Genomic DNA, 24,573 nt, shown 5'->3' on the forward strand with positions numbered 1-24,573 from the left:
TGCTTGAATCAGAACATATGTTATGCTACGGTTACTGTAGATTCATTTAAAAAGGGGAGAAACAACGGCTGAAAAAAGCGCACAGCTTTACGGCCAAAAGGGGGTTTTATATGGCTGACTCAAATGTATTCGGAAAACTGGAGCAGCTGGAGCTTATCAAAAAGGCGCTTGATCACGCACGCATCGGCGTGGTGATTACAGACCCCTCTCTTGAGGACAATCCCATCATATATACGAATCAGGGATTTATGGATATGACTGGCTATTCTTCCGAAGAGATATTAGGTAAGAACTGCAGATTTCTGCAAGGCAAAGAAACCGACCGAAAACAAGTCGCGAAAATAAGAAAAAGCTTAAAACATAAAGAAAAGATCACGGTGCGGCTGAAAAATGTAAAAAAAGACGGCACCCCGTTTTGGAATGAACTCAATATTGATCCTCTTTATGTTGAAGACAAGCTCTATTTTGTCGGTTTTCAAAAAGACATCACAGAGCAGAAAGAATACGAAAAACTCCTTGAGGATTCCCTCGCAGAAATTACGATGCTGTCAACGCCGATTGTTCCGATCAGAAACGGCATCTCCGCCTTGCCGTTAGTGGGGAACTTAACAGAAGAACGATTTGACTCAATTGTGACAACTTTGACGGACATATTAACCGCATCTAAAGATGATTACTTAATTATAGACTTATCAGGTTTGGCCGAGGTGAACGAACAGACCGCGGACCGGATTTTCAAATTGCACCACCTGCTTAAATTAATCGGCACAGAATTAATCATCACCGGTATCAAGCCATCCCTTGCCATGAAAATGAATCAGCTTGATGCCAATTTTTCTTCATTTAAGACCTATTTAAATGTTAAGGACGCAGTCAACGTGCTTCCTGTCGTATAAACAAAAATCCCGCCGAAACGGCGGGATTTTTTTGACGTCATCGCACTTGGACGTTTTGTTTATGAACAGCTTTCAGGCGTTTGTCGTAAAGCACCGTCGCTGCGATGCTGACGACAAGAAGCACCATCAGGATCAAGAGCAGCACGCTCATGCCGTACTGATCAACCAGCACGCCGCCAAGGAGCGGGCCGATCATTCTGCCGCCCGTCGCAGCGCTGTTGACGAACCCTTGGTAAAACCCTTCTTTTCCCTTAGGCGCAAGCTGATTGGCAATAGTGGGAACGGCAGGCCAGACAAGCATTTCTCCGATCGTTAAAATCACCATCGCGGTGAGGTACATCGGAAATTGCTTGGCGCCGAGAAGCACGCCGAACGAGACGATAAAAATACAAAAGCCGATGACCATCTGCGTTTTTAACGCACCGGACCATTTTTTCAGAACAACTCCTATAAGAGGCTGTCCGGCGACAATTAATATTCCGTTTACGGTCCAGAGCACACTGTATAATGAAAGCGGCATACCGATGCTTTGAGTATGTGACGCAACGGTTGTGGACCATTGCGAATAGGCAATCCACCCGAGAACATACCCGCCGCTCAGTATAAGGAGCGCCGTAAATTTCGTTCTGCTGCTGACAGGCTCGTAGTCCAGAACAGAGACCTGGCCCGCATTTCCGGTTTTGATATTTCGAAAACCGAAAAATACAATAAGGAAAAACAGCACATACAGCAAGGCATTGGCTAAAAACACGTACGTAAACGAGTACGCCGCAACCATTCCTCCCAGTGCGGAACCGACAGCGACACCTGCGTTCTGAGCTACATATATCGCATTAAAAGCTCTCCGCCCGCCTTCTTTCCAGACCGCTCCCGCCATGGCGTAGCTGGCCGGGAACACGATGCCGGAACCGAACCCGACAATGATGAGCAGCCAAATATAAACGGGCCATTGGTGAAACAGTACAAGTCCGAGAAGACTTGCCAAAGTGATCATAATGCCCAACATAATGGATTTGAATCCGCCGATTTTATCAAACAAAAATCCGCCGCATAAATTCCCCGCTACACTGGCTCCGGAATTCAGCATCAGAACAATCCCCGCAACAGTCAGCGATTTCCCTAAATGATTATGAATATAGATCGTATTCAGCGGCCACAAAAAAGATGCGCCCGTCACATTGATAAACATTCCGATGATTAATATCTTCAAAGCGCGCGGCATACCGATCCCCCTTTCTCTATAAAAAAATCCATGAAAAAACGGAAACCGCAAGCTGCAGCTCCGTATCGGTCGTTATCATAGCACATTCATTCTATCCCCGCGGACGCCTTTTTTCAACATAAGAATCTGAAAAAAATAATGCCGGAATGTTGAAAAAATTACAAATGATTGGATTCACAAAAACAGCCCGCCATCATGCTCTTTTCTTCAGCAGCCAAAACGGGATATACAGAATGAAAAAGCTCAATATCACCGCCGCTTCCATTGAAAGAAGATACCACGGCCAAGGCCCGAAAACATTCAGAAGCGAAGCGGTCTTCGGTTTTTTCATTAAATAAAGGTAGTTCGCATTCAGCACACGATCAATAAAAAAGACACACGCCCCGTACAGATTGACGATCAGCACTGACACCCAAAGTGCGTGCACCGACGGTCTGTACTTTTCTGCACTGGCCATAAATAGACAGGCAAGAAAAACACAGCCGTGAGAGACGAAAAACACGATATACCGAAAATGAGGGAAGGTATACGCCCCTAAATCAGGCGTAGCCATCGCCTGTATGGCGCTGCCCAAACCGGCAAAATAGAGGAAGGCGAACAGCTTTTTGCTTTTTGTCATAACCATCAGCATCGCCAAATAGACGGATAGGTCGCTCAGCTGCAGCGGCAGAGATGTTTTCAGCGACCAGGCATGATGAAAGAGCAGCCATATATGGTAGCAGATCTGCGACACGGCAAGAAGAATGAACAGCACATATCGGAAAACGCGATTCGGCCGGCCGTGATTGAGCTTTTTCCGTAATATGATCACGAACACTCCCAGCAATCCGATGATGAAAAGCGTGAAAATGTGTTCCGCAGAAAAAAGATGAAAGGCCCCTGTTTCAGATTTCAATTAAAAATATTTCTGCATAAGGCTCCCCCGCGCGAATAAATGACGTATGTCTATTCTTTTAAAAATCGCTTTCTTCTATTCATGCAAAAAAAGCCTCCGCTGTGCGGAGGCTCCTCAACTTATTTTACAATGCGGATTGAATGACTTTTTTATAATAAAGCACCGACAATATGCCAAATATGGAATACAGCAACGTATACAGCGCCATGACCATGATCATCGGCGTCCACACCTCGGTTCCGAATAAAAACCATCCTGACTGAACGGCGAAATAGCTGTGGAAAAGCCCGAGAACGAGCGGAATGCCGAAATGATACGCCTGCTTCCGGCGGATGCCTTTCAGCAGATCTCCCGTTGTGAAACCGAGCTTCCGCAATATCGTGTAATCAGCCTTTTCATCCTCGCACTCGCCCATTTGTTTAAAATAAAGGATACACCCTGAGGTGATCAGAAAGGTTAAGCCCAAAAACCCGACGATAAACATGATCAGCCCCATGTTTTTCTTTTGGGTGTCAGCCGTTTCAAACTGTGAAAGCGCGCCGTCTGAATAGCGCTGCGCCTGAAACAGGTCATCAGCTTTTTGGACGTCCTCTTCATGTTTGAGTGTAATGCCGAAAAATTGATTTGATTTTCCCTGGATGGATGGGTCGATATCTTTCTCAATCCGGTCAAATACATGCTGCGTGACAATAACGGTCGGCAGTCCTCCGCTTGTGAATGTATAAGACAGGATGAAGTCGTTCTTCAAGCCCTTATACGCGAGCGGTATTTTATCCGTTTTGCCGTTTACTTCAATGGAACCCGACGTTTTTAGGTCGAGAAATTTTTTCATCATATCATTATATCCGGTAAACACAGCTTCTCCGTCAGAAAGTGCCACCCCTTCCGCGTCTTTCTCACTTACAATCGGCAGCGCCAAGTGGGATGGGTCTTGTTTAAAACTTTTCATATCACCGTTTATGATGTTCTTCATATTGACACCGGCCTGAATGGTCTTGATTGTCTTCACTTGATACCCAATTCCGTTTTTTTTCAATAAGGCGGTAAATGAGTCAGCCTCCTTTTGGTTATCAAACGCAAAGTCAGCCGCCGTATTTTGCTCGGCTGATTTTTCCGCAGAGTAATACGAAATATAGCTTAAAGACAGTAAACCGATTGACAGCGCCGAAAGAGTCGTAATAATCGTCAGCAGTACGGCGTTAGACTTCATCCGGAACATGATGGATGACAAAGACAGCACTTCACTGACATTCAGATACCCGCCCTTTGATTTTCTGATAAGGTTAGCCAGAAAGCTGACCGAACCTTTATAAAACAAATAGGTTCCGATAATCACAGATCCGAGAATAAACACCATTGCCGAAAACAGTTCATTCATGGTCGTAAAACTGCCCCCGAATAGTTGAGCGGACACCGCATAGCCTGCGATGATGGCCGCAATACCGATAACGCCGATTGTCATCTGCAGCCAAGAGAGCCGCCTTATGCCGCTTTCTGACGATGACGCAGCTTTAAATAAAGACAAAATGCTTTGCCGTTTAATAAATAAGTAATTCATCATCATAATCAGCACATAAACGGCCCCGAACACAATCAACGTCTGAACGAGCGCCCTGCTTGTGAAAAACAAGGAGACAGCGGCTTTTACACCGACTGTATGGAACAGCATCATCATACATAATTTCGAAAGAGAAAAGCCGGCAAAAATACCGATCCATATCGACCCGAAATACAAAATAAAATTTTCTGTGCTGAGTATGCGGAAAATGTGCATTTTCGTCATGCCGATTAATCGGAATAAGCCGATTTCCCGGCCGCGCCGTTTAATAAAAATAGTGTTGGCGTATAAAAGAAATACCGACACAATCGCCACAAGCAGAATGGAGGCGGCCCGGATCGCCGCCGCTCCTTTTATGGAGCTTTTCATTTCATCAAGCGCCGGATCGTATTGCATTGTGACAAAGGCGAAATAAAGGGCGGCGCTGAACACCAGCGCGAAAACGTAAAGATAATAGTTTTTCATATTCTTTTTCAGGTTCTGGAAGATCAAATGATGAATGCTCATGCCTGAACCCCGCCCAACACGCTTTGTGTTTTCATAATATCCTGAAAAAAGTCCGGTCTCTCCTGACCGCCTTTATTCAGCTGTGTATACACACGGCCGTCTTTAATGAAAACCACACGTCCGGAATAGCTGGCGGCAACCGGATCATGCGTCACCATCACAATGGTGGCGCGGCGCTTCTGATTCAAACGGCTCAGTTTATTCAGTAAATCCGAGGCAGCCTTAGAATCGAGCGCTCCGGTCGGCTCATCGGCAAAAATGATGCCCGGCTCATGGATAACAGCTCTTGCGGCAGACGTCCGCTGTTTTTGCCCGCCGGAAATTTCACTCGGATACTTATGTCTTAAATCATAGATGCCAAGCTCCTCTGCCGTCTCGGCAAATCGCAGATCCGCCTCTTTTTTAGACATTTTCGTAATGGATAACGGCAGGAGTATGTTTTCTTTCACGGTCAGCGTATCCAATAAGTTATAATCCTGAAAGATAAAGCCGAGATGCCGTTTTCTGAATTCGGCAAGCTGTTTTTCCTTCATGGACGTAATCTCCGTCTCATTCACTTTAATGGTACCCGCGCTTACTTTATCAATGGAAGAAAGCACATTCAAAAGGGTCGTTTTCCCTGATCCTGACGGGCCCATAATACTGACGAATTCCCCTTTGTGGATCTGAAGATCAATTCCTTTCAGCACCTCTTGTTTATTCAGCTTATTTCCATAGCTTTTGCGAATATTGCCTGCTTCTAAAATCACCACGTTACGATTCTCCTTTTTACATTGGTTATATTTATTGTAAGAACAGGAGCCGTTTTTTTCGTTTGATTAAGCGAACAAAAGAGAAAAGCATGTGACACTTTTGTCACACGCTGAACGTGCTGACGGCATCGTTCTGCTTCGGAAACACCAATGTAAAAACCGTGCCTCGTTTCGGCTCTGATCGTACACTGATGCGGATGAGAAGCGGGACCGCAGCTTTTTGAGCCAAATACAGGCCCATCCCGGTTGACGCGTGATCACGGCTCATTCGCGTTGAAGTAAACCCCTTTTCAAAAATGCGCGGAAGATCTTTAGGCTTGATGCCGATGCCGCGGTCTTCGATATCCACATGCACCCGGCCGTTGTGTTCATAGCTTTTTACGGTAATATCATCCGCTTCACTGTATTTGACGGCATTGCTTAACAGCTGTCTGATGATGAAGGACAGCCATTTCCCGTCACTGAGAACGTCTTGTGCCTCAAGCTGAATGTCAAACCCGATTCCTTTCTGTATACACCATGATTGCAGGTTTTTAATTTCGTTGAAAACGAGAGGACGGAGCTGAACGTGCTGAAATGATAAATCATTTTCAATAAAGGTCAATCGTTTCTGATGAAGCTGCTGGTCAAGGAGATGGTGAATCCGCAGCCATTCATACTGCAAAGGAGCTTTTAGCGGCTGTTCATCCAAGCGTTCGATCATAAGGTTCATCGCTGTCAGCGGTGTTTTGACTTCGTGAATCCACGACATCAGCTCATCTTTCTCATGCTCTGAGGCCGCCTGGAGATGAAGTGAGCTTTTTCTCAATTGCTCTGTCTGCCCTTCGATGCTTTCTTCAATGATGGATTCAAACGGACTGTCTGGCTTTTTCAGATAAGAAATGTCTAAATTGGCGTCCCATTCTGTTAAGCTTTTATAAAAAGCGGTCTCTTTGCGATAGCGGAACAAGAGAAACACAAGAAACAGAAGAAGCGATAGATAAATGAAATACAGCACCGATAAAAACGGAATGGATGGATCAATATATGCCGCAAAAAGGAGCACGGCCTGCTGAAAAAGAAACATCGCGATCCAGCTTTTTCTTTCAAGCAGAAATGATTTAATCATAAAGACCGTCTTCTTCCTTCGCGATGTACCCCTGCCCCACTTTGGTTTCAATCATCTTCCCGATGCCTAATTGATCAAGTTTTTTCCGCAGCCGATTGACATTCACCGTCAGCGTGTTATCACTGACGAAACGCTCATCATTCCACAAGCTTCTGATGAGTTCTTCGCGGCTGACGATTTTATTTTTCTGCTCGGCCAGCAGTTTTAAAATCAGCATTTCGTTTTTGGTCAGCTCAACTGAACCGTTTTCATGGCTCACCATGTTTGTTTCAGCATCAATGGCAGCCCCGCTCCACCTTTTGATGAGCGCCGGTTCTGCATTGTATTGATACACCCGCCGAAACACGGCTTGTATTTTAGCAATCAAGACGTCAAAATGAAAAGGCTTCTGAATGAAATCATCTGCTCCGAGCTGCATCGACATGACCATATCTGCGGGATGATCCCGCGAGGACAAAAACAGAATCGGCACGTTTGATTGGGAGCGTATCATTCTGCACCAATGAAAGCCGTCAAATTTCGGCAGCTGCACATCAATCATCACCAAATCGGGCTTGATTTCGGTAAATTCCCGGGTAACCCGGCTGAAATCCTTTATCCCGTGCACCGCAAATGACCAGCCCGTTAATCTCTCTTTCATCTCGTGAAACAAAGTGTTATCATCTTCTATTAACAAAATATGAAACATTTGTATACACCCTTTTTCTGTCTGATAGAGGAAAAACCGGCTGTTGTGTCCAGCCGGTTCTTTCTCTTTACAATTCTCTTCTTAACGCGGTCAGAACGTTGGTTTTTGTCGCTTTCCGGGCCGGATTCATACCCGAGATCACCGCGACTCCCGCACAAATGACAACTGCGATTACAACGAGGCTGAGCGGGATATAGGAGAAGGTATAATGAAGATCTTCAGCTCCGGTCTTTCCCCCTACCGCTTTCAAAATAACCGGCACAGCCAGATTGACGGCAAAACTCACTCCGTAGGAAATAATAATCCCGATCACAGATCCTAAAATCCCGATATAGGCGCTTTCCATCAGAAACATTCTGCGGATGATGGACGGGCTTGCGCCGATCGCTTTCATAATCCCGATTTCCTGCGTTCTTTCTGTAACCGCCATTGTCATCGTGTTGAAAATACCGATGGCAGAAATCAAGACGGCGATAAAGCCGACAAAGATCAGGCCGATTTTAAAGACGAGGAAAAATGTGTTGACGCCCTGCAGCTCGGTTGTGACGGACATGACTTTATAACCGTCATCACTCAAATCATTCGTTAACTGTTCAACATTGTCAAATTTGTCGGCGTAGACTTTTATGCTTTTTTCAGCATTTCCGCCTTTCAGATCTAAGAATTTCGAAAAGTCCTTTTTGAATTGATCACTGATAAAAATATTTGTATCCTCCATCCACTCTTGGGACGGTTTTTTTGTTATTCCGACTACCTTAAAGTCGTACGTTTTGGTTCCTTCCGTTTTTCCGGTATCATTGTTCGTTTTTGAGATGCTCAGCTGGATGGTTTTATTCAGCAGATCCTCCGTATAGCCTGTTGGCTTTTCCACATCCGAGACATTGTCTTGATGATCCTTTAATTCTTTGTTGTATTCATCTGCCTCTTTTTTCGTCCATAGGTTCTTCGCGAAATTATAGCCGACCACAATTTCATTTTCTGATTTGGCGACTCTTCCCCGATCAAGCTCCATATTGGCTTTGACTTCGTCTTTCATGTTTGTCAGCACTATAGCTGAATCTTCATTTGTTCTGTTTCCCAATGTCGCTTTATTCGGTTCATACACTTGGGTTCTTTCAACGACAGACTTGACATTCTTATATTTTTCCAAGTCTGATTTCTTTACGGCTTTTCCGTTCTCCTGGCCGAGCACATTGATTTCCGTCACAATCTGCTGGCTCATGGTAATGTCTGTAATCGTTTTTTGAATCCCGAATCCGACGGAGGACAAGACAACTAAAAACGCGCACGCCATTGTCGTCGCCAGCACCGTCATGAAAACACGCAGCCGGTTTTTCTTCATATTTCTTCTGATAAAGTGAACCTGATCCTTAAATCTCAACTGTAACGCCCCCTTTTAATACACCGTCATGCAGCTGGAATTTTGAATGAGCAATGGAAGCGACTTCATCGTCATGCGTAATGATGACAAATGTAATTCCGCGCTCCCGGTTCAGCTGCTGAATTAATGCAAGCACCTCAAGCTCCGTTTCTGAATCAAGGCTTCCCGTCGGCTCATCGGCTAAAATAATCGACGGATTTAAAATCAGCGCCCTTGCGATACTGACACGCTGCTGCTGACCGCCTGACAGCTCATTCGGATAATGATTCGCATGATTTTCAAGACCGACCCGTTTCAGCATATCCGCGACTTTCTGCTTGCGTTCAGAAGGTTTTACGCCTTTGAGGGCAAGCGGCATTTCAACATTTTCATAGGTTGTCAGACTCGGAATGAGCTGAAAACTTTGAAAAATGAAACCGAAATGCCCAAGGCGGAACTGCGCCCACTCTTTTTCACTGAAGCCTGTCACATCAGTGCCGTTAATGACGATACGGCCCTTCGTCGGTGCTATATAGCCGGAAATTAAATTCAGAAGCGTTGATTTTCCGGAACCGCTCCGCCCGACGATACAGGCGATTTCCCCTTTTTCAACGGTCAAAGAGACATCCTTCAGCACCGGAACCGCACTCTCTCTGCCTTTCCTGCCGATTTTAAATGAATGATCGATATGCTGTACATCTATCACGTAAACCACTCCCCTTTATATTTGTTTCGTTTTTTTATACATGAAGTAATAACTGATGAAAAACCCGATAACCGCACCGATAAGCATGCCGAATATGTAGCCGGAATATGAACCGTTATAAGCATATCCGCATACACCCGCACCTCCCAACATACTGATCACCATGACGAGCACTTGGAAGATGCGTTCTGTATGTTTGCTCAAGATAAAATGTCCGCTTCGTTCACTCGGCATTTTCAGGAAATTCACATAGCCGAAAAGATAGAAACAAAAACCCATTAATGCACATATAAGCAATGCATGTTTCATGTAATGAATCCATGACGTATGGATATAAGCGGCCGGCATGAAATAGATCAGAAACCCGCTCCAAGGGAAATCAATATCCCGCACAGCCTGCTTGCCAAAAAGGAACTCAGCGTTTAATAGATAAATGGTGAAAATCACGATTGGAAAGAAGGAGATCGTGAACGGTGTGATGAGCTGTGCTGCTAAATTGCCAGTTATTGTGCCGGCAGCTGTCACTAATGCATAAATCATCAAGCTGACGACCAGCATCCCTGCGCTGAATGAGTGAAAATGATGTACAGCGTCAGGTTTAAGCATAAGAAACAATATGTCAGACACTCCGTAAGAGACAAGCTGGGAACCGGCTAACACGGCTGCTCCCAGTAAAAACTTAGTATGGAATATCCGGCTTCTCGAATACGGAAGACTTAATGTATACATTTTTTCAGCCCGTCCTGCTCTTGTCAGAAAAAGCCCCATAATAACCGGAGGAATGAAATGCAGCCCAATTACATTCCGATGGCTGTAATCAATGCTGAATGTACAAACTGAACCCGGATATTGATGAAGTACACTCAAACAATCTTTATAATGAAAATACTCATTTATAATTGCCAAAGGGCCTATGATAAGTAAGAACCCCGCGGAAAGGAGCAGCAGCGTCTGCCGCTGTTTCCATTCTTTATAAAGCAAACCGTTAATCGGCACCTTGCCTTCCCCCAAACTAAACATGTTCATACAGACCTACATATGCTTTGTTTTCCTGTAAACCGTAAAATAACTGATGAAAAATCCGATAACGGCGCCGATAATAATGCCGGCTAAATATCCGAACATCGTGTCCGTGACCCCATATCCGAAAACTCCAAAACCCATAACCGCAAACGCGATTACCAATAGCTGCACCGGGCGTTCCAATTTTCTCCAAAGAAAGAATCTGCCGTTCCGTTCATTCGGATGTTTCAGAAAGCTGACGTAACCGATCAGATAAAAGACGACGCTCATGACTGCCGGAATGAGTAAGATCAGATGTCTCTCTCTGATCCAGTCGTTAAACACATATCCAATAGGTGTTACAAATATAAAAAGACGAGATTCGATATAGCTGCTGATGAAAGAGAATTCATTACCAATACTAAAATCGAAAACAACCTCCAAATTCGCGGCCGGCAGACCGATGAGTAAAAAGGGCAGAATCGTTACGGTAAACGCCGTTAACAGCTGAGCGAATATATGGCCCGTCAATGCTCCGGATGCCATTAACAGTGCGTAAGCCATAAAACTGATGACAATCATTCCGATTGAAAAATGATCAAAATCGTACGTATGGCTCGGTTTCAGCAGAGAAATCAGCAATGACGCCGCTCCGTAGCCTATCGCCTGGGGAACAACAATGACTGCCCCGCCAAGCCAGAATTTGGTCTGAAAGATTTGGCTTCTGCTGTAAGGCATGCTTAACAGGGCATCCATCGTTCCCTTTGTCCGCTCCAAGCCTAATAAGAAGACAGCAATGATGACACTCACAACCCAGTTGAAGGAAAGAAGCGACCCATTCGTATAACTGACGACGAACTCACAATCTTGCGGAGCCGGATCATTCAAACATCCCTGATATGTTACGTAATTGTTATAAACCATAAAAGGATTTGCCGCTATTAAAAAAATACTGCTCAATAAAAACAACCACTGATTTTTCTTCCATTCTGTATACAATAGCCCCCGCGGTATCATTCCGGTCCTCCTTTCTTACACATGCTTCGTTTTTTTATAAATCGCAAAATAACTGACCAAAAATCCGACCGCTCCTCCGACCAGCATCCCGGCCGCATACCCTGTCATCGTCTGTCCCGTCGAGTACCCCGCCAGGCCAAAACCGAGAACGGCGATAATGATTACCACAATCTGAATGGGCCGGTCAAGCTGTCTCCAGAGGAAAAAACGGCCGTTCCGTTCCACGGGCTGTCTGACATAGCAAAAGTACCCGATGGCATAAAATATAATGCTCATCACTGCCGGGATGATTAATATATACTTGCTGGCAGATACCCAATTCGTATCAATGTACGTAATCGGATTCAGATATTGAAAAGAATTGTTTAGGTAAGCATTGACTGGCGGCATCAGCTCATGCATGTCGATCCCGAAGATGACTTCCGCATTTGTCAACGGCAACGTAATAATCAGGTAAGGCGCTATCGATACAGCAAACGCCGTTAACAGCTGGGCGAACGTATTGCCCGTTAAGCAGCCTGCGCTCGCGACCAATGTAAAAGCCAAAACACTCACAATGATCTCTCCAACGCTGTAATGGTGGAAGAAATATACGCGTTCAGGCTTTAACAGAAGAATCAACAGCTCAGCCAGCCCGTAGCCGATGACCTGAAAGCCGGCAATGACCGCCGCTCCGAGCCAATATTTAGTGTGAAACACCTGAGCGCGGGAATAAGGCAGACTGAAAAGCGTATCAATCGTTCCCTTTGTGCGCTCCAGTCCGAATAAGCAAACCGCCAAAATCACAGCGGGCGCCCAGTTCAAGTTCAGCATTCTGCTCTCCAAAGAATTCACATAAAACTTACAATATGCTCCCGGGGTATCCAGACAGCCTTGGTAGACCAGATAGGTATTTAACACTTCAAAAGGATTGACCGCCGCTAAAAAAAGGCCGACCATAACGAGAACATAGCAATCCCCGGTCTACCATCTCCGGTTCCCCCCAAACTTCGCGATGAAGACTTCTTCTAAGTTTACAGGAAGCTCGTTCCACACTTTCGGGCGCAGCTCTTGCAGAAATTTCTTTTTCTTCTCATCGTTCTTCGGAATCAGCACTGTATAAAACACACCGGCATGGTCGAGGATCGGTATGTTTTGTTCTCTGATCATCAAGTTGACATCCTCATCAAACGCCATTTGGATTTTCATGTAATCCTCTTTCATATCATCCAAATCCATCACATTCGTCAGCTGATTTCCTTCCAAAAATCCGATCCGGTTGCACATGCGCTCAATATCTTCTAAACGATGTGAAGTAATCAGAATGCTCGTTTCCCGTTCAGCCACTTCATCCACCATAAGCTGAAGCACGTCATGACGCGTTACAGCGTCAATCCCATCCGTCGGTTCATCCAAAAGAATCAATGCCGGACGTGAAGCAAAGGCAAGGACGAGGGCCAGCTGTTTTTTCAGCCCTGTGGATAATTCCCGGTATTTCTTCGTTTCCGGAATGCTGTACCTGTTCATGAGCTCATTGGCGTAAGTCACATCAAAATTCGGATAGATTCTGCTTACAATAGCAACAAGCTGTTTATATGTATATTTGTCATAAAAAGGATTTTCAACAGGCATATAAATGATATTCTGTTTTACTTTCGGATGCCGCTTTATTTCCACCTGATTAAATAAAACCGTCCCTTGATCCGGCAGCAGAATCTGCTGAATGAGCCGGAGCAATGTTGTTTTCCCTGATCCGTTTCGGCCGAGCAGCCCAAAAATTTCTCCTTTTCCGATGGTGAGCGAAATATCCTTGAGCACTTCTTTACCGTCAATCGTTTTTGAGAGATTGCGCAATTCAATCATGATCCCTGCCTCCTTTCACATCAGCGCTGATTTCCTTTATCCATTCCTGCAGCTTCTCCAGCTCAACTCCCGCGTAATGGGCATCGATGATGAGCTGTTTCAATTGCTCTTTTATCATCGTCATCTTCCCTTCAACCAATGTCTTTTTTGCATTCTCCGATATATACGTTCCTCTTCCCCTCAGCGTTTCAATGACACCATCGCGTTCAAGCTCCTTGTACGCTTTGCTGACTGTATTCGGATTGGCGATAATGATCGTTGCCAATTCCCTGACAGAAGGAAGTTTATCCCCCGGCTTCATGATCCCTTTTAAACAAAGCTCTTTCAATTGCTGTATGATCTGCTCATAAATCGGGGTTGAGCTTCTCGGATCGATTTGAATCATTTACTTCCCTTCTTTCTTTTACGAGCTGCTCTATTTCTTTAAATGTTCTGCCACTGAAAACCGATGACGCAAGAATGACAAACAGACTGCTGGCCAAAACCGAGGCGGCGATAATAAGAGGCACATCTTGTTTTACGGATCTTTTGTTTTTCATGAAGGCTCTCCTTTCCTATGCTCAACATTTATATTTCGATTTCATTTTTTGAGTGTTTGCAGTGTATTACATCAAGTAGTACACGTAATACAATAAACACACTCCGCCCTATTGTCAATTCTTTTTTAAAAAGAACTACAAAAAAACCCGCCGGGATTCCGGCAGGTTTTGCACCATCTAAAACGGTGCGGTCAGTAATCGAAATTACGCTGCAAAATCATATTGTTTTGCAGGGTCTGGAGCTGCAATCTCATTCGGTAAAGCTGCTCTCTTTGCTGATCATTCGCAGATAATGACAGCTTGTTTAATTCATTCACCGCGTTTTCAAGCATCATTTGCGCTTCACTGTACTCATTATCATTATAATGCTCTTGTTTGGAAGCGGTTTTAAATTGCTCATTCGCAAATTCATACGCCTGTTCGCTTCTTTGGAGATGTTCATCTACTGATTGTCTTGTTGCCAACGAAACCCCTCCTCAGTGAATGGGAAATCAAACTTAGTTTGAGCGGAGGAAAAATGATTAACACCCGAAGATTGCAGGAAAGAGAACCAAATTTTCCGTGAGTCAGGAAAAGGAATGAGAATCCTGCCCGCAGTTATACTAAACAAAAGAAAGCCGCATCTGTTTTCACATTGTGAACCCCCATCATTCATGCTACAATTTTAGGATGCATCTGATGTGAGGGAGGCTTTTTGAACATTGAACGAGAATAACCCTTTTCCTTATTCAAATACGGAAAAACGGTACCATACATTAAATTATCATCTGCGGGAGCATTTCGGGCATAAAGTGTTTAAAGTCGCGCTTGACGGCGGTTTTGACTGCCCGAATCGGGACGGCACGGTTGCACACGGCGGATGCACATTCTGCAGTGCGGCCGGATCTGGCGATTTTGCCGGCAACCGGGCCGATGACTTAATCACGCAATTTCACGATATCAAAAACCGCATGCACGAAAAGTGGAAAGACGGCAAATATATCGCATATTTCCAAGCGTTCACGAATACACATGCGCCGGTGGAGGAGCTGCGTGAGAAATTTGAATCCGTACTCAAGCTTGACGGTGTTGTCGGCATGTCTATCGCGACCCGTCCGGACTGCCTGCCGGATGATGTCGTGGAGTATTTGGCCGAACTGAATGAACGGACATATTTGTGGGTTGAGCTCGGGCTGCAGACCGTACATGAGCGGACCGCCCTTCTGATCAACCGCGCCCATGATTTTGACTGCTATGTTGAGGGCGTCAATAAACTGAGAAAACACGGCATCCGTGTTTGTTCCCATATCATTAACGGGCTTCCGCTCGAAAACAGGGACATGATGATGGAGACGGCCAAAGCCGTCGCTGATTTGGATGTTCAAGGCATTAAGATTCACCTGCTTCACTTATTAAAAGGCACACCGATGGTGAAGCAATATGAAAAAGGAAAGCTTGAATTCCTTTCGCAGGAAGAATATGTCCAGCTTGTATGTGATCAGCTCGAAATCATTCCCCCGGAAATGATCGTTCACCGCATTACGGGGGACGGGCCGATCGAATTAATGGTCGGGCCGATGTGGAGCGTCAATAAGTGGGAAGTACTGGGCGCCATTCAAAAAGAGCTGGAAACACGGGGAAGCTATCAAGGAAAGCTCTTCAGAAAAATCGGGGAGGAGACTGCCCTATGACCTTGATGCACATCCTCCCTTTCAGTAAAGAATTGCTGAAGTCCGCCGCACAAGAAGGAGATATCACGGTTGACGCGACAATGGGCAACGGGCATGATACATATTTTCTGGCCGGCCTTGTCGGTGAGACAGGACATGTCCATGCCTTTGATATTCAGGCTGATGCACTCGCCAAAACGAAGGAGCGTCTCGGTGACGCCCTCAGCCCGCGCGTCACGCTGCACCATAAGAGCCATGATCAAATAAAGGCATCCCTGCCTGAGGATGCGCACGGCCGTGTGGCTTGTGCCGTGTTTAATCTCGGCTATCTGCCCGGCGGCGATAAAAGCATTACGACAAACGGGCACTCTACCATTTCTGCAATCGAACAGCTCCTTGAACTGCTGAAAGAGAACGGGCTGATCGTTCTCGTGGTCTACCACGGGCATCCTGAGGGAAAGACGGAAAAGAATGCGCTTCTGGAATATTGCGAAAACCTTGATCAGGAAAAGGCGCGCGTGCTGAGCTACGGCTTTCTCAACCAGCGAAACGACCCGCCGTTTATTATAGCAATTGAAAAGAAATCTCCTGGTAAATAAAGAATCGGCCTGTCATCAACAGGCCGATTCTTTTTGTGAACGTATTTACTTTTTCAAAAAAGTCAATTACCATGAAATAATGGGAAAAAGTTCATTTTTCCACTGAAACACCTGAGAGGAGCAGCAGTTTGAATATTCTTCGCATCATTTTTTCAAGTGTTCCCTACGTGATGTTCATCATCATTTTATCAAGACATTTAGGATTTGAGTTCGCGAAAACCTATTACTGGTGGTTTGCTGCATTTTTCGTCATCGGGCTGGTCGGCAAATTTGTAATGCACTTTGCGGAAAAAAAGAAACCATTAAAAAAAGAGACAGCGTAAATTGCGCATGTCTCTTTTTAATGGGCACTGTTCATCCATTACGAGCTTTTCGTCCAAGCCATCTTCTGAAATTTGCGGTAGGCTCTTCCGTTGATATAAAAGAAAAATGACGTTTTTCCGCTTGCCCTGATCAGCTTTCGCGCGAGGCGGCCCATTTCTTTTTGGCTGGCGACTTTGTCATCGGATAAATAGACGCCGAGCAGCCCCCGGTTAATCAGCCGGTGAAAATTTTCATGCGGAATGCCGTGCAAATGTTCATCCGCTTTTTCAATAAAATGCTTCAGTCTCTGCATCATTTCTTCATGAGATTGATAATACGTACAGAAATTCAGATCGCCTTCAAGCAGATCCTCTTCCTGGTCTATTAAATAATCGAGCAGAATGTGCAGCCCTTGTATGTACGGAAAATAACTGCTGCGGATTTTCTCAGCGGTATGTTCGTTGAAATCAGGCTGGAAAGAGTAAGCGACGAGACAGAAAATGCCTAACGTCGATCCTGCGCAAGCAGAGAATTCAAACCACTCCATTTCCGGAAGCTGTGACCGGTACTGCTCAAACCAGCTTTTAAGCCTCGGAACGCGTTCATGCTCAACGACATGCTTATGCACCTGAAGATCGCAATAATAATCGCACAGCTCGAGCAAATAAGGTTTAATGATGCCGTAATGTTCTATTGACCCGAGCACCCGCTGGCATGTTCTGACCAGCTCATGAAGATAACCGCCGTCATCCTGCTCCTCTCTGTACTGATAGTACGGCTGCACCTCGGCACCGACTGTCAGCGCGTCACGCATCGAAAGGTGAAGCATGCGGAAATCTTCCGGATCAAGCGATGTGCTGCGGTCACACAGATTGTCCAGATAATCACTGATCGTCTGGTACGCAATGATAAATTGCACGCATTTCTGTTTTTGCTCTCCCGACAGCAGGGCTAAAATGCCGCCGCCCTCACAATGAAACGATTTATCACGGATACTTGCGGCCGCCTGCTCCCGCAGCTCGGTATTTTTAATGGAATCTGATTTTTCCCGCCATATATTCAATTCCTGATGTACGAGCGGAAAAATTTCACGATACACTTTTGCCATAAGGTTAAAAGGATGTTCCGGTACTGTCAACAAATGCACCCCCAGCGAATTCAAATATACTGATCTGTAAAGGCTTTCGCCGCCTTAAACACAGCTTCTCTTTCCGGTTCATTAAAAATTTCATGATAAAGCCCTTCCCATTCCCGGTATGATTTATTATGGGAAGCCACACCGGAAAACCATTTACGGACCTTCATTTTATCAACGATTTTGTCATCACCGCCCTGCATAAGCAAAAGCGGCACTTTTAAAAACGCATCAGTCGGCACCATAGCGGCATCAATGGTTTTTAAAAGCTCTCTGTACCATCTTACAGATACTTTCGTGACATATAAAGAATCGTTTTGATCCGCTTCAATCATATCCGCATTCCTTGTCGCCATATCAGGCGATAAACCGGAGTCCACTCTGAGGGACGGGGCGAGAACATTCAGTCCTTTAGACGCAAAATCAAGCACTTTATTGACTTTTATTTGCAGCCCAAGACAAGGTGATGATAAAATGAGTGCCGTAATGCGGGGATTTCTCTGCTGCTTAAACCATTCTATCGCAATCAGTCCGCCCATGCTGTGGCCCAAAAGGAAAACGGGCGATTCAAGCGTTCTCGCTTGATCAATCCATATATCTACTTCATCAATGTATTCTTGGAAAGAGCGAATATGCCCTCTGGCGCGGGTGGATGTTCCCTGACCGGGCAAATCACCCATCACCACGTTATATCCGGAAGATCTCCACATTTCAACGAGCCATTTATAACGCCCGTGGTATTCGCTTGCCCCGTGGATTATGACAATGGTACCGACGGGCCTGTCTGCTTTCCAAGTCCACATGCTGTTCACCTCTTACATAAATTTAGAGAAAGAAGGATGAGACATGATAATCTACCCTTATAAAGAATTTACGCCGGACATACATCCTGAAGCGTTTATTGCGGATAACGCCGTCATTACGGGCGACGTCGTGATCGGAGAACAATCAAGCATTTGGTTCTCAGCCGTCATCCGCGGGGATGTTGCGCCGACAAGAATCGGAAAAAGAGTCAGCATACAAGACTTGAGCTGTCTGCATCAAAGTCCGGGCCGCCCGCTTCTTATTGAAGATGACGTCACGATCGGCCATCAGGTTACACTGCACAGCGCAATCATCAGAAAGAATGCTTTAATCGGTATGGGCTCCGTCATTCTGGACGGGGCAGAAATCGGAGAAGGCGCGTTTATCGGCGCCGGAAGTCTCGTTCCTCCCGGCAAATCCATTCCGCCCGGCTTTCTTGCGTTCGGCCGCCCTGCAAAGGTCATCCGCCGGCTGACAGAAGAAGATGTACGGGACATGGAAAGAATCAGAACGGAATATGTTGAAAAAGGCCGATACTATAAAGCACTGCAAGAGAAATAAAAAAGATCAGCTTTGTTTTACTACTGTACCATTTTTCAAAATATTATTTAAGCAAAAACCATTTGCGTTCTGCTGGTTGTCAGAAAACAGAAGCAAAATGTTCAGGAATTTGTTTTATTCTTCCCCCTTTGACCCGATCCTATGAAAAAAGAGCCCATTTCAGCGGGCTCTTTTTTTTACGCTTTTTCGGCAAATGTCTGTCCGTTTTCCAGATTTATGTGTTTTCTTTTATGGAAGCCTTTCCCGTAATAGGCTGCTAATAATATGCAGAACCAGGCAGGGCCGATGATGACGGCCACTCGGGTCTCTGCATTAAAAGCCATCAGTACAACGACAAAAGCGAGAAATGCCAGTGAGATATAAGAGGAAAAGGGATATAAAGGCATTTTATATTTCAGTTTTTTTCGTTCTTCCGGCTGTAAGCTTTTACGATATTTCATTTGAGAAAGCAAAATAATCGCCCACGTCCAAATCGCTCCGAACGTCGCAATGCTTGTCACCCATGTAAACACTTTCGCCGGCACCACGTAGTTCAACAGAACGCCGATGCATAACGCACCCGCTGAAACCAATACCGCTTTTCCCGGCACCCCGCCTTTTGTGACCGTGCCGTAGGTTTTAGGGGCTTCATTTTGCTCGGCCAGATTAAACAGCATGCGTCCTGTGCTGAAGATCCCGCTGTTGCAGGACGAAAGAGCCGCCGTCAAAACGACAAAATTAATGATTCCGGCCGCTGCGGGGATTCCGATTTTTTCAAATGTCAAAACAAACGGGCTTCCGCCTGAACCGATCTCCTGCCACGGATAAATTGACATAATGACAAACAAAGCTCCGACGTAAAAAATGAGAATGCGCCAAAAAACAGTATCAATGGCGCGTGCCAGTGATTTTTCCGGGTTTTTGACCTCACCGGCTGTGACACCAATCAGCTCAATCCCGAGATATGCAAACATGACCATCTGCAGCGACAGCAGCACCCCTTTAATCCCATTCGGGAAAAAGCCGCCGTGGCTCCATAAATTGCTGATCCCGAGCGCAACGCCTCCGTTTCCGAGACCGAATACGATCATCACAAGGCCGATCGCAATCATTGACAGAATCGCCAGGACTTTAATGAGCGCAAACCAGAATTCAAGCTCACCGTATGCTTTGACCGCCAGAAAGTTGACAGCCGTCATAATGACGAGTGCACAAAGCGCCCAGATCCATGACGGCACGTCAGGGAACCAGTAGCCCATATAAATGCCGACCGCGGTGATTTCCGCCATGCAGGTAACGACCCATAAAAACCAATAATTCCAGCCCGTTAAAAATCCCGCCAGCGGGCCGAGATAATCTCTGGCATACCGGCTGAATGAGCCGGCCACAGGCTTTTGAATCGCCATTTCCCCTAATGCCCGCATAATAAAAAACATAATCAGCCCGCTGCAGGCGTAAGCTGCTAAAATCCCCGGTCCGGCAAGCTTTATGGCCGAAGCTGACCCGAGAAACAGCCCGACTCCTATCGCGGCTCCCAAAGACATAAGCGAGATATGCCGCTCTTCCAAGCCGCGGTGAAGCGTTTTTCCTTTGTTTTGCATAACTCTCCCTCCCCCTGATTTTGACAGAAAAAACAAACCGAGACGAAATAGCCAGAAAACACTCTCCGGAATCTGTCCGATAGTCCTATAATAACATTTTTCTGAATATTGCGTAACACTTTGCGGAAAACATAGCGGAATAGAAGGTTTATAAAAAACAATAGAAAAAAGGCTTTCGATAACATCGAAAGCCTTTTGGATTAAACGAAGATGACTTCTTTCGGCTGATGATTCAGCTCTTCCGGCACCAGTCTTTTTTCGACATTGATGCTGTGCCAGATCATGAAGATCAGCACGGTCCAGATTTTGCGGCTGTTATCCGCTCTGTCGGCACAATGATCTTCAAGAAGCTGAAGGACATAATCCTTTTCAATATAAGCGTCTGTTTCGCTTTCATGGATGATGTTGCGCACCCATTCGTTCATTTCATTTTTCAGCCAGTGGCGGATCGGCACAGGGAAACCGAGTTTTTTACGGTTAAGCACATGATCAGGCACTACCCCTTCAGCGGCTTTACGCAGGAGGTATTTCGTCGTGCCGTTTTTCGTTTTCAATTCATCCGGAATTTTAGAGGCCACGTCAAACACGACTTTATCAAGGAACGGCACGCGCAGTTCCAATGAGTTGGCCATCGTCATTTTGTCAGCCTTTAACAGAATGTCGCCGCGCATCCACGTATGAATGTCGACATACTGCATTTTATTAATGTCACTGTATGAACGGCTTTCCGTAAAGTACGGCTTCGTGACATCACGGTATGAAAGCTCTGAATTGTAATGTTTAAGCAGCTGTTTTTTCACAGGCTCTTCAAAAATCTTCGCATTTCCGATATAGCGCTCCTCAAGCGGTGTGCAGCCGCGGACTAAGAGGCTTTTCCCTCTCATTCCTTCTGGCATGACCGACGCCACGTGAAGAAGCATTTTTTTCAGTCCGGACGGAATGCGTTCAAACGGTTTAAGCGACAGCGGTTCACGGTAAATATTGTACCCGCCGAACAGCTCGTCCGCGCCTTCCCCGGATAACGCAACCGTTACATGTTTTTTCGCTTCTTTCGCGACAAAGTACAAAGGAATCGCCGCCGGATCTGCAAGCGGGTCATCAAAGTGCCAGACGATTTTCGGAAGCTCGTTCATATACTCCTCTGGAGAAATGACTTTGCTGATATTTTCAATCCCGAGCGCGGCAGCTGTTTCCTTCGCTACATCAACTTCACTGAAGCCCTGCTGCTCGAAGCCGACAGAAAATGTTTTCAGGTTCGGGTGAAATTCTTTCGCAACTGAGACGATAAAAGAAGAGTCAATACCGCCTGATAGGAACGAGCCGACGGGAACGTCACTTCTCATGTGGACTTTGACAGAGTCAAAGATTGCGTCTCTGACTTCTTTCACCAATTTATCTTCATCAGACTGAACGGGCTTAAAGTTCGCTTTGAAGTACGTTTTAAACGCGATATCGCCTTCCGGGCGGATCGTAAACTGGCTGCCCGGCTCGACTTTTTTCACTTCAGCGTCAAGCGTGCTCGGTTCAGGAACGAATTGGAAAGACATATATTGCTGTAAAGAAGCTGTATCAAGATCAATACCGTTTTGAGCGGCCATTAAACTTTTTCTTTCAGAAGCAAAATACACTTTGTCCCCGATGGTTGTGTAATACAGCGGTTTAATTCCGAACGGGTCTCTCGCGCCGTACATGACACGGTCAGCTTTGTTCCAGATTAAAAACGCAAACATTCCGCGAAGCTTTGAAGCAGCTTCTTCTTTATAATGGCGGTATGTCGCAAGGAGCACCTCGGTATCGGAATCTGTATTGAACTTGTAGCCTTTCGCTTCAAGCTCTTCTCTCAATTCAATGTAGTTATAGATTTCGCCGTTAAAAATGATCCAATATTTTTCGTCTTCATATGATAAAGGCTGTCCGCCGTTTTCTACGTCAATAATACTGAGCCGTCTGAAGCCGAAACCGACGTGCTCGTCATGATAATACCCATCGCTGTCAGGACCGCGGTGAACGATCATTTGATTCATTTGTTTGATTAGCTCTTCTTGATCTGCGGTTTGAGTTAATGGATGCTTATTAAAAACACCGACAAATCCACACATAGTATAGCCTCCATAAGTGTAATTTTCTAATTGGACCCCCTTTTTATAGACGCTTTGTTACGCCATTGGTTTCACGCTATGTAAAAAATCAGCATGGCAGCATCTGCAAAAAGGGAAAGCCGCTTAAGTAAGCGGCTATAAAATTATTCTCCTAGTGCTTCTTTGCGAAGCGCATCCGCCTTGTCAGTACGCTCCCAAGGAAGATCCACATCATGGCGTCCGAAGTGGCCGTAAGCAGCAGTCTGCTTATAGATCGGGCGGCGCAAATCAAGCATTTTAATAATGCCGGCAGGTCTCAGGTCGAAGTTATTCCGTACGACTTCGATCAGTTTCTCTTCAGAAGCTTTTCCTGTATCAAACGTATTGATGGAAATAGAAACAGGCTGTGCCACGCCGATTGCGTATGCAAGCTGCACTTCACAAGAATCAGCAAGGCCTGCTGCCACGATGTTTTTCGCTACGTATCTCGCAGCGTATGCCGCTGAACGGTCTACCTTCGTCGCATCCTTACCGGAGAACGCGCCGCCGCCGTGGCGTGCATATCCGCCGTATGTGTCAACGATGATTTTACGGCCTGTAAGCCCCGCATCACCTTGCGGACCGCCGATTACGAAACGTCCCGTAGGGTTGATGAAGTATTTTGTCTCTTCATCGATCAGTTCCTCAGGCACGACAGGGTTAATGACATGCTCTTTCAGATTGCGCTGAATCTGCTCAAGCGTAATTTCCGGATGGTGCTGAGTTGAGATGACGATCGCATCGATGCGGACAGGTTTGTTGTTTTCATCATATTCAACGGTAACTTGCGTTTTTCCGTCAGGGCGAAGGTACGGAAGAATGTCTTCTTTGCGGACTTCGCTCAGACGGCGGGCTAATTTATGCGCCAGTGAGATCGGAAGCGGCATAAGCTCTTTCGTTTCGTTACACGCATAACCGAACATCAGACCTTGGTCCCCCGCTCCGATCGCTTCGATTTCAGCGTCGCTCATTGTGCCTTCACGCGCTTCAAGAGCCTGATCGACACCCATCGCGATATCCGCAGACTGTTCATCAATTGATGTTAAAACAGCGCAAGTCTCCGCATCAAATCCGTATTTAGCCCGTGTGTAGCCGATTTCTTTAATCGTTTCACGGACTGTTTTCGGAATGTCAACGTATGTTGATGTTGTAATCTCTCCGCTTACCAGCACAAGACCTGTTGTTACAGACGTTTCGCAGGCTACGCGCGCGTTCGGGTCATTTTTTAAAATCTCATCTAAGATACTGTCAGAAATTTGGTCACAGATTTTATCCGGATGACCCTCGGTAACAGATTCAGATGTAAATAGTCGACGGTTTTTACTCATTTACTTTTCCTCCTGAAAAAAGATCTTTTGCAAGACCTTTTCATATGATACGGAACTCGCTCCCTCTTAATACAATGTCATACTATATCAGAGAATGTTAATTGGCATATTTTATGAAATAAAAAAACCTTTTCCACTCGAGGAAAGGGTTTGGTCTGTGTGCCTTTCACTCTTATCGCTCAAGGAAATATTAAACCTTGCATCAGGTTAGCACCTTGGTTTCCCACAGTGTTTTCACCTGCTTTTTTACAGAGAAACCGGTTGCTGGGCTTCATCGGGCCTGTCCCTCCGCCAGCTCGGGATAAGAGTATCCGCTCAATGAAATATCTTATCGTAAAAGGGCGGAAAGTGTCAATATGAATTAAAGCGATTACGCGCCTTTATTTCGGGAAGCAATGGAAAAAA

General features: G+C 45.6%; 24 protein-coding genes, 1 pseudogene and 1 riboswitch. Of the genes and pseudogenes, 5 read left to right on the forward strand and 20 right to left on the reverse strand.

Features of this window, described 5'->3' with window-relative positions:
- Positions 1-110 precede the first annotated feature (110 nt).
- Complete coding sequence (gene ytvA / locus BAMF_RS34690; RefSeq protein ID WP_013353246.1) at positions 111-896, forward strand: YtvA family blue-light photoreceptor; 786 nt, start codon at positions 111-113, stop codon at positions 894-896.
- A 37-nt stretch (positions 897-933) separates the two neighbouring features.
- On the opposite strand, the gene BAMF_RS34695 is transcribed toward ytvA, so the two are convergent.
- The 15 genes and pseudogenes from BAMF_RS34695 to BAMF_RS34765 form a co-directional block, all read right to left on the reverse strand.
- Positions 934-2,118: an MDR family MFS transporter gene (locus BAMF_RS34695; RefSeq protein ID WP_013353247.1), complete on the reverse strand. Its 1,185-nt coding sequence runs from the start codon at positions 2,116-2,118 to the stop codon at positions 934-936.
- Between the two features lie 193 nt (positions 2,119-2,311).
- Complete coding sequence (locus BAMF_RS34700; protein WP_232469699.1) at positions 2,312-3,013, reverse strand: YwaF family protein; 702 nt, start codon at positions 3,011-3,013, stop codon at positions 2,312-2,314.
- A 124-nt stretch (positions 3,014-3,137) separates the two neighbouring features.
- Positions 3,138-5,078, reverse strand: coding sequence for an ABC transporter permease (locus tag BAMF_RS34705; protein ID WP_013353249.1), 1,941 nt, complete (start codon positions 5,076-5,078; stop codon positions 3,138-3,140).
- A pseudogene (locus tag BAMF_RS34710) lies at positions 5,071-5,830 on the reverse strand (ABC transporter ATP-binding protein); the annotation flags it as partial. The pseudogene BAMF_RS34710 and the gene BAMF_RS34705, both read right to left, overlap by 8 nt.
- A gap of 103 nt (positions 5,831-5,933) precedes the next feature.
- Entirely contained in the window at positions 5,934-6,938 is a 1,005-nt protein-coding gene (locus BAMF_RS34715) for a sensor histidine kinase (protein WP_014470842.1), read from the reverse strand.
- Entirely contained in the window at positions 6,931-7,626 is a 696-nt protein-coding gene (locus tag BAMF_RS34720) for a response regulator transcription factor (RefSeq protein ID WP_013353252.1), read from the reverse strand. The genes BAMF_RS34715 and BAMF_RS34720 overlap by 8 nt, the downstream gene beginning before the upstream one ends.
- 67 nt (positions 7,627-7,693) lie before the next feature.
- Positions 7,694-9,007, reverse strand: a complete 1,314-nt coding sequence (locus BAMF_RS34725; protein ID WP_013353253.1) for an ABC transporter permease — start codon at positions 9,005-9,007, stop codon at positions 7,694-7,696.
- Positions 8,997-9,692 carry an ABC transporter ATP-binding protein gene (locus tag BAMF_RS34730; RefSeq protein WP_013353254.1) on the reverse strand — a complete coding sequence of 232 codons (696 nt, stop codon included), beginning with the start codon at positions 9,690-9,692 and terminating at the stop codon, positions 8,997-8,999. Before BAMF_RS34730 ends, BAMF_RS34725 begins: the two co-directional genes overlap by 11 nt.
- A gap of 15 nt (positions 9,693-9,707) precedes the next feature.
- The gene (locus BAMF_RS34735) at positions 9,708-10,688 is read right to left on the reverse strand and encodes an ABC transporter permease ytrC (RefSeq protein ID WP_041481664.1); all 981 of its coding nucleotides are present in this window, start codon (positions 10,686-10,688) and stop codon (positions 9,708-9,710) included.
- Between the two features lie 36 nt (positions 10,689-10,724).
- Complete coding sequence (locus BAMF_RS34740; RefSeq protein WP_013353256.1) at positions 10,725-11,711, reverse strand: ABC transporter permease; 987 nt, start codon at positions 11,709-11,711, stop codon at positions 10,725-10,727.
- A 15-nt stretch (positions 11,712-11,726) separates the two neighbouring features.
- Positions 11,727-12,650, reverse strand: coding sequence for an ABC transporter permease subunit (locus BAMF_RS34745; protein ID WP_013353257.1), 924 nt, complete (start codon positions 12,648-12,650; stop codon positions 11,727-11,729).
- Positions 12,651-12,674: 24 nt separating this feature from the next.
- On the reverse strand, positions 12,675-13,553 hold the full coding sequence (locus tag BAMF_RS34750) for an ABC transporter ATP-binding protein (protein ID WP_013353258.1): 879 nt from the start codon (positions 13,551-13,553) through the stop codon (positions 12,675-12,677).
- A complete protein-coding gene (locus BAMF_RS34755; protein WP_013353259.1) occupies positions 13,546-13,938 on the reverse strand; it encodes a GntR family transcriptional regulator in 393 nt (130 codons plus the stop codon). The genes BAMF_RS34750 and BAMF_RS34755 overlap by 8 nt, the downstream gene beginning before the upstream one ends.
- Positions 13,898-14,092 (reverse strand): hypothetical protein, encoded by a 195-nt coding sequence (locus BAMF_RS41440; protein WP_014470846.1) that lies wholly within the window; start codon positions 14,090-14,092, stop codon positions 13,898-13,900. The genes BAMF_RS34755 and BAMF_RS41440 overlap by 41 nt, the downstream gene beginning before the upstream one ends.
- Positions 14,093-14,283: 191 nt before the next feature.
- Positions 14,284-14,556, reverse strand: a complete 273-nt coding sequence (locus tag BAMF_RS34765; protein WP_013353260.1) for a YtzC family protein — start codon at positions 14,554-14,556, stop codon at positions 14,284-14,286.
- Between the two features lie 237 nt (positions 14,557-14,793).
- Here BAMF_RS34765 and mnmL point away from each other — a divergent pair, with 237 nt between their 5' ends.
- The 3 genes from mnmL to BAMF_RS34780 all read left to right on the forward strand — a co-directional run bounded on the left by mnmL (position 14,794) and on the right by BAMF_RS34780 (position 16,663).
- A complete protein-coding gene (gene mnmL, locus BAMF_RS34770) occupies positions 14,794-15,762 on the forward strand; it encodes a tRNA modification radical SAM protein MnmL/YtqA (RefSeq protein ID WP_013353261.1) in 969 nt (322 codons plus the stop codon).
- Positions 15,759-16,340, forward strand: a complete 582-nt coding sequence (mnmM, locus tag BAMF_RS34775) for a tRNA 5-(aminomethyl)-2-thiouridylate-methyltransferase MnmM (RefSeq protein WP_013353262.1) — start codon at positions 15,759-15,761, stop codon at positions 16,338-16,340. The genes mnmL and mnmM overlap by 4 nt, the downstream gene beginning before the upstream one ends.
- 128 nt (positions 16,341-16,468) lie before the next feature.
- A complete protein-coding gene (locus tag BAMF_RS34780; RefSeq protein WP_014470848.1) occupies positions 16,469-16,663 on the forward strand; it encodes a hypothetical protein in 195 nt (64 codons plus the stop codon).
- Positions 16,664-16,701: 38 nt separating this feature from the next.
- Here the strand turns inward: BAMF_RS34780 and BAMF_RS34785 are convergent, their stop codons facing one another.
- Positions 16,702-17,781: a tetraprenyl-beta-curcumene synthase family protein gene (locus tag BAMF_RS34785; RefSeq protein WP_013353263.1), complete on the reverse strand. Its 1,080-nt coding sequence runs from the start codon at positions 17,779-17,781 to the stop codon at positions 16,702-16,704.
- A 20-nt stretch (positions 17,782-17,801) separates the two neighbouring features.
- The gene (locus BAMF_RS34790) at positions 17,802-18,581 is read right to left on the reverse strand and encodes an alpha/beta hydrolase (RefSeq protein ID WP_013353264.1); all 780 of its coding nucleotides are present in this window, start codon (positions 18,579-18,581) and stop codon (positions 17,802-17,804) included.
- A 46-nt stretch (positions 18,582-18,627) separates the two neighbouring features.
- On the opposite strand from BAMF_RS34790, the gene BAMF_RS34795 reads away from it, so the two are divergent.
- Positions 18,628-19,143, forward strand: coding sequence for a gamma carbonic anhydrase (locus tag BAMF_RS34795; RefSeq protein ID WP_038463278.1), 516 nt, complete (start codon positions 18,628-18,630; stop codon positions 19,141-19,143).
- Between the two features lie 176 nt (positions 19,144-19,319).
- On the opposite strand, the gene alaP is transcribed toward BAMF_RS34795, so the two are convergent.
- The 3 genes from alaP to metK all read right to left on the reverse strand — a co-directional run bounded on the left by alaP (position 19,320) and on the right by metK (position 24,168).
- Positions 19,320-20,723 carry an alanine permease AlaP gene (alaP, locus tag BAMF_RS34800; protein ID WP_013353266.1) on the reverse strand — a complete coding sequence of 468 codons (1,404 nt, stop codon included), beginning with the start codon at positions 20,721-20,723 and terminating at the stop codon, positions 19,320-19,322.
- A gap of 200 nt (positions 20,724-20,923) precedes the next feature.
- The gene (gene asnB, locus BAMF_RS34805; protein WP_013353267.1) at positions 20,924-22,822 is read right to left on the reverse strand and encodes an asparagine synthase (glutamine-hydrolyzing); all 1,899 of its coding nucleotides are present in this window, start codon (positions 22,820-22,822) and stop codon (positions 20,924-20,926) included.
- A gap of 143 nt (positions 22,823-22,965) precedes the next feature.
- Positions 22,966-24,168: a methionine adenosyltransferase gene (gene metK / locus BAMF_RS34810; protein ID WP_003152253.1), complete on the reverse strand. Its 1,203-nt coding sequence runs from the start codon at positions 24,166-24,168 to the stop codon at positions 22,966-22,968.
- 169 nt (positions 24,169-24,337) lie between these two features.
- A riboswitch (SAM riboswitch) is annotated at positions 24,338-24,476 on the reverse strand.
- Positions 24,477-24,573: the final 97 nt, after the last annotated feature.

It is taken from the genome of Bacillus amyloliquefaciens DSM 7 = ATCC 23350 (assembly GCF_000196735.1).
Classification (GTDB): domain Bacteria; phylum Bacillota; class Bacilli; order Bacillales; family Bacillaceae; genus Bacillus; species Bacillus amyloliquefaciens.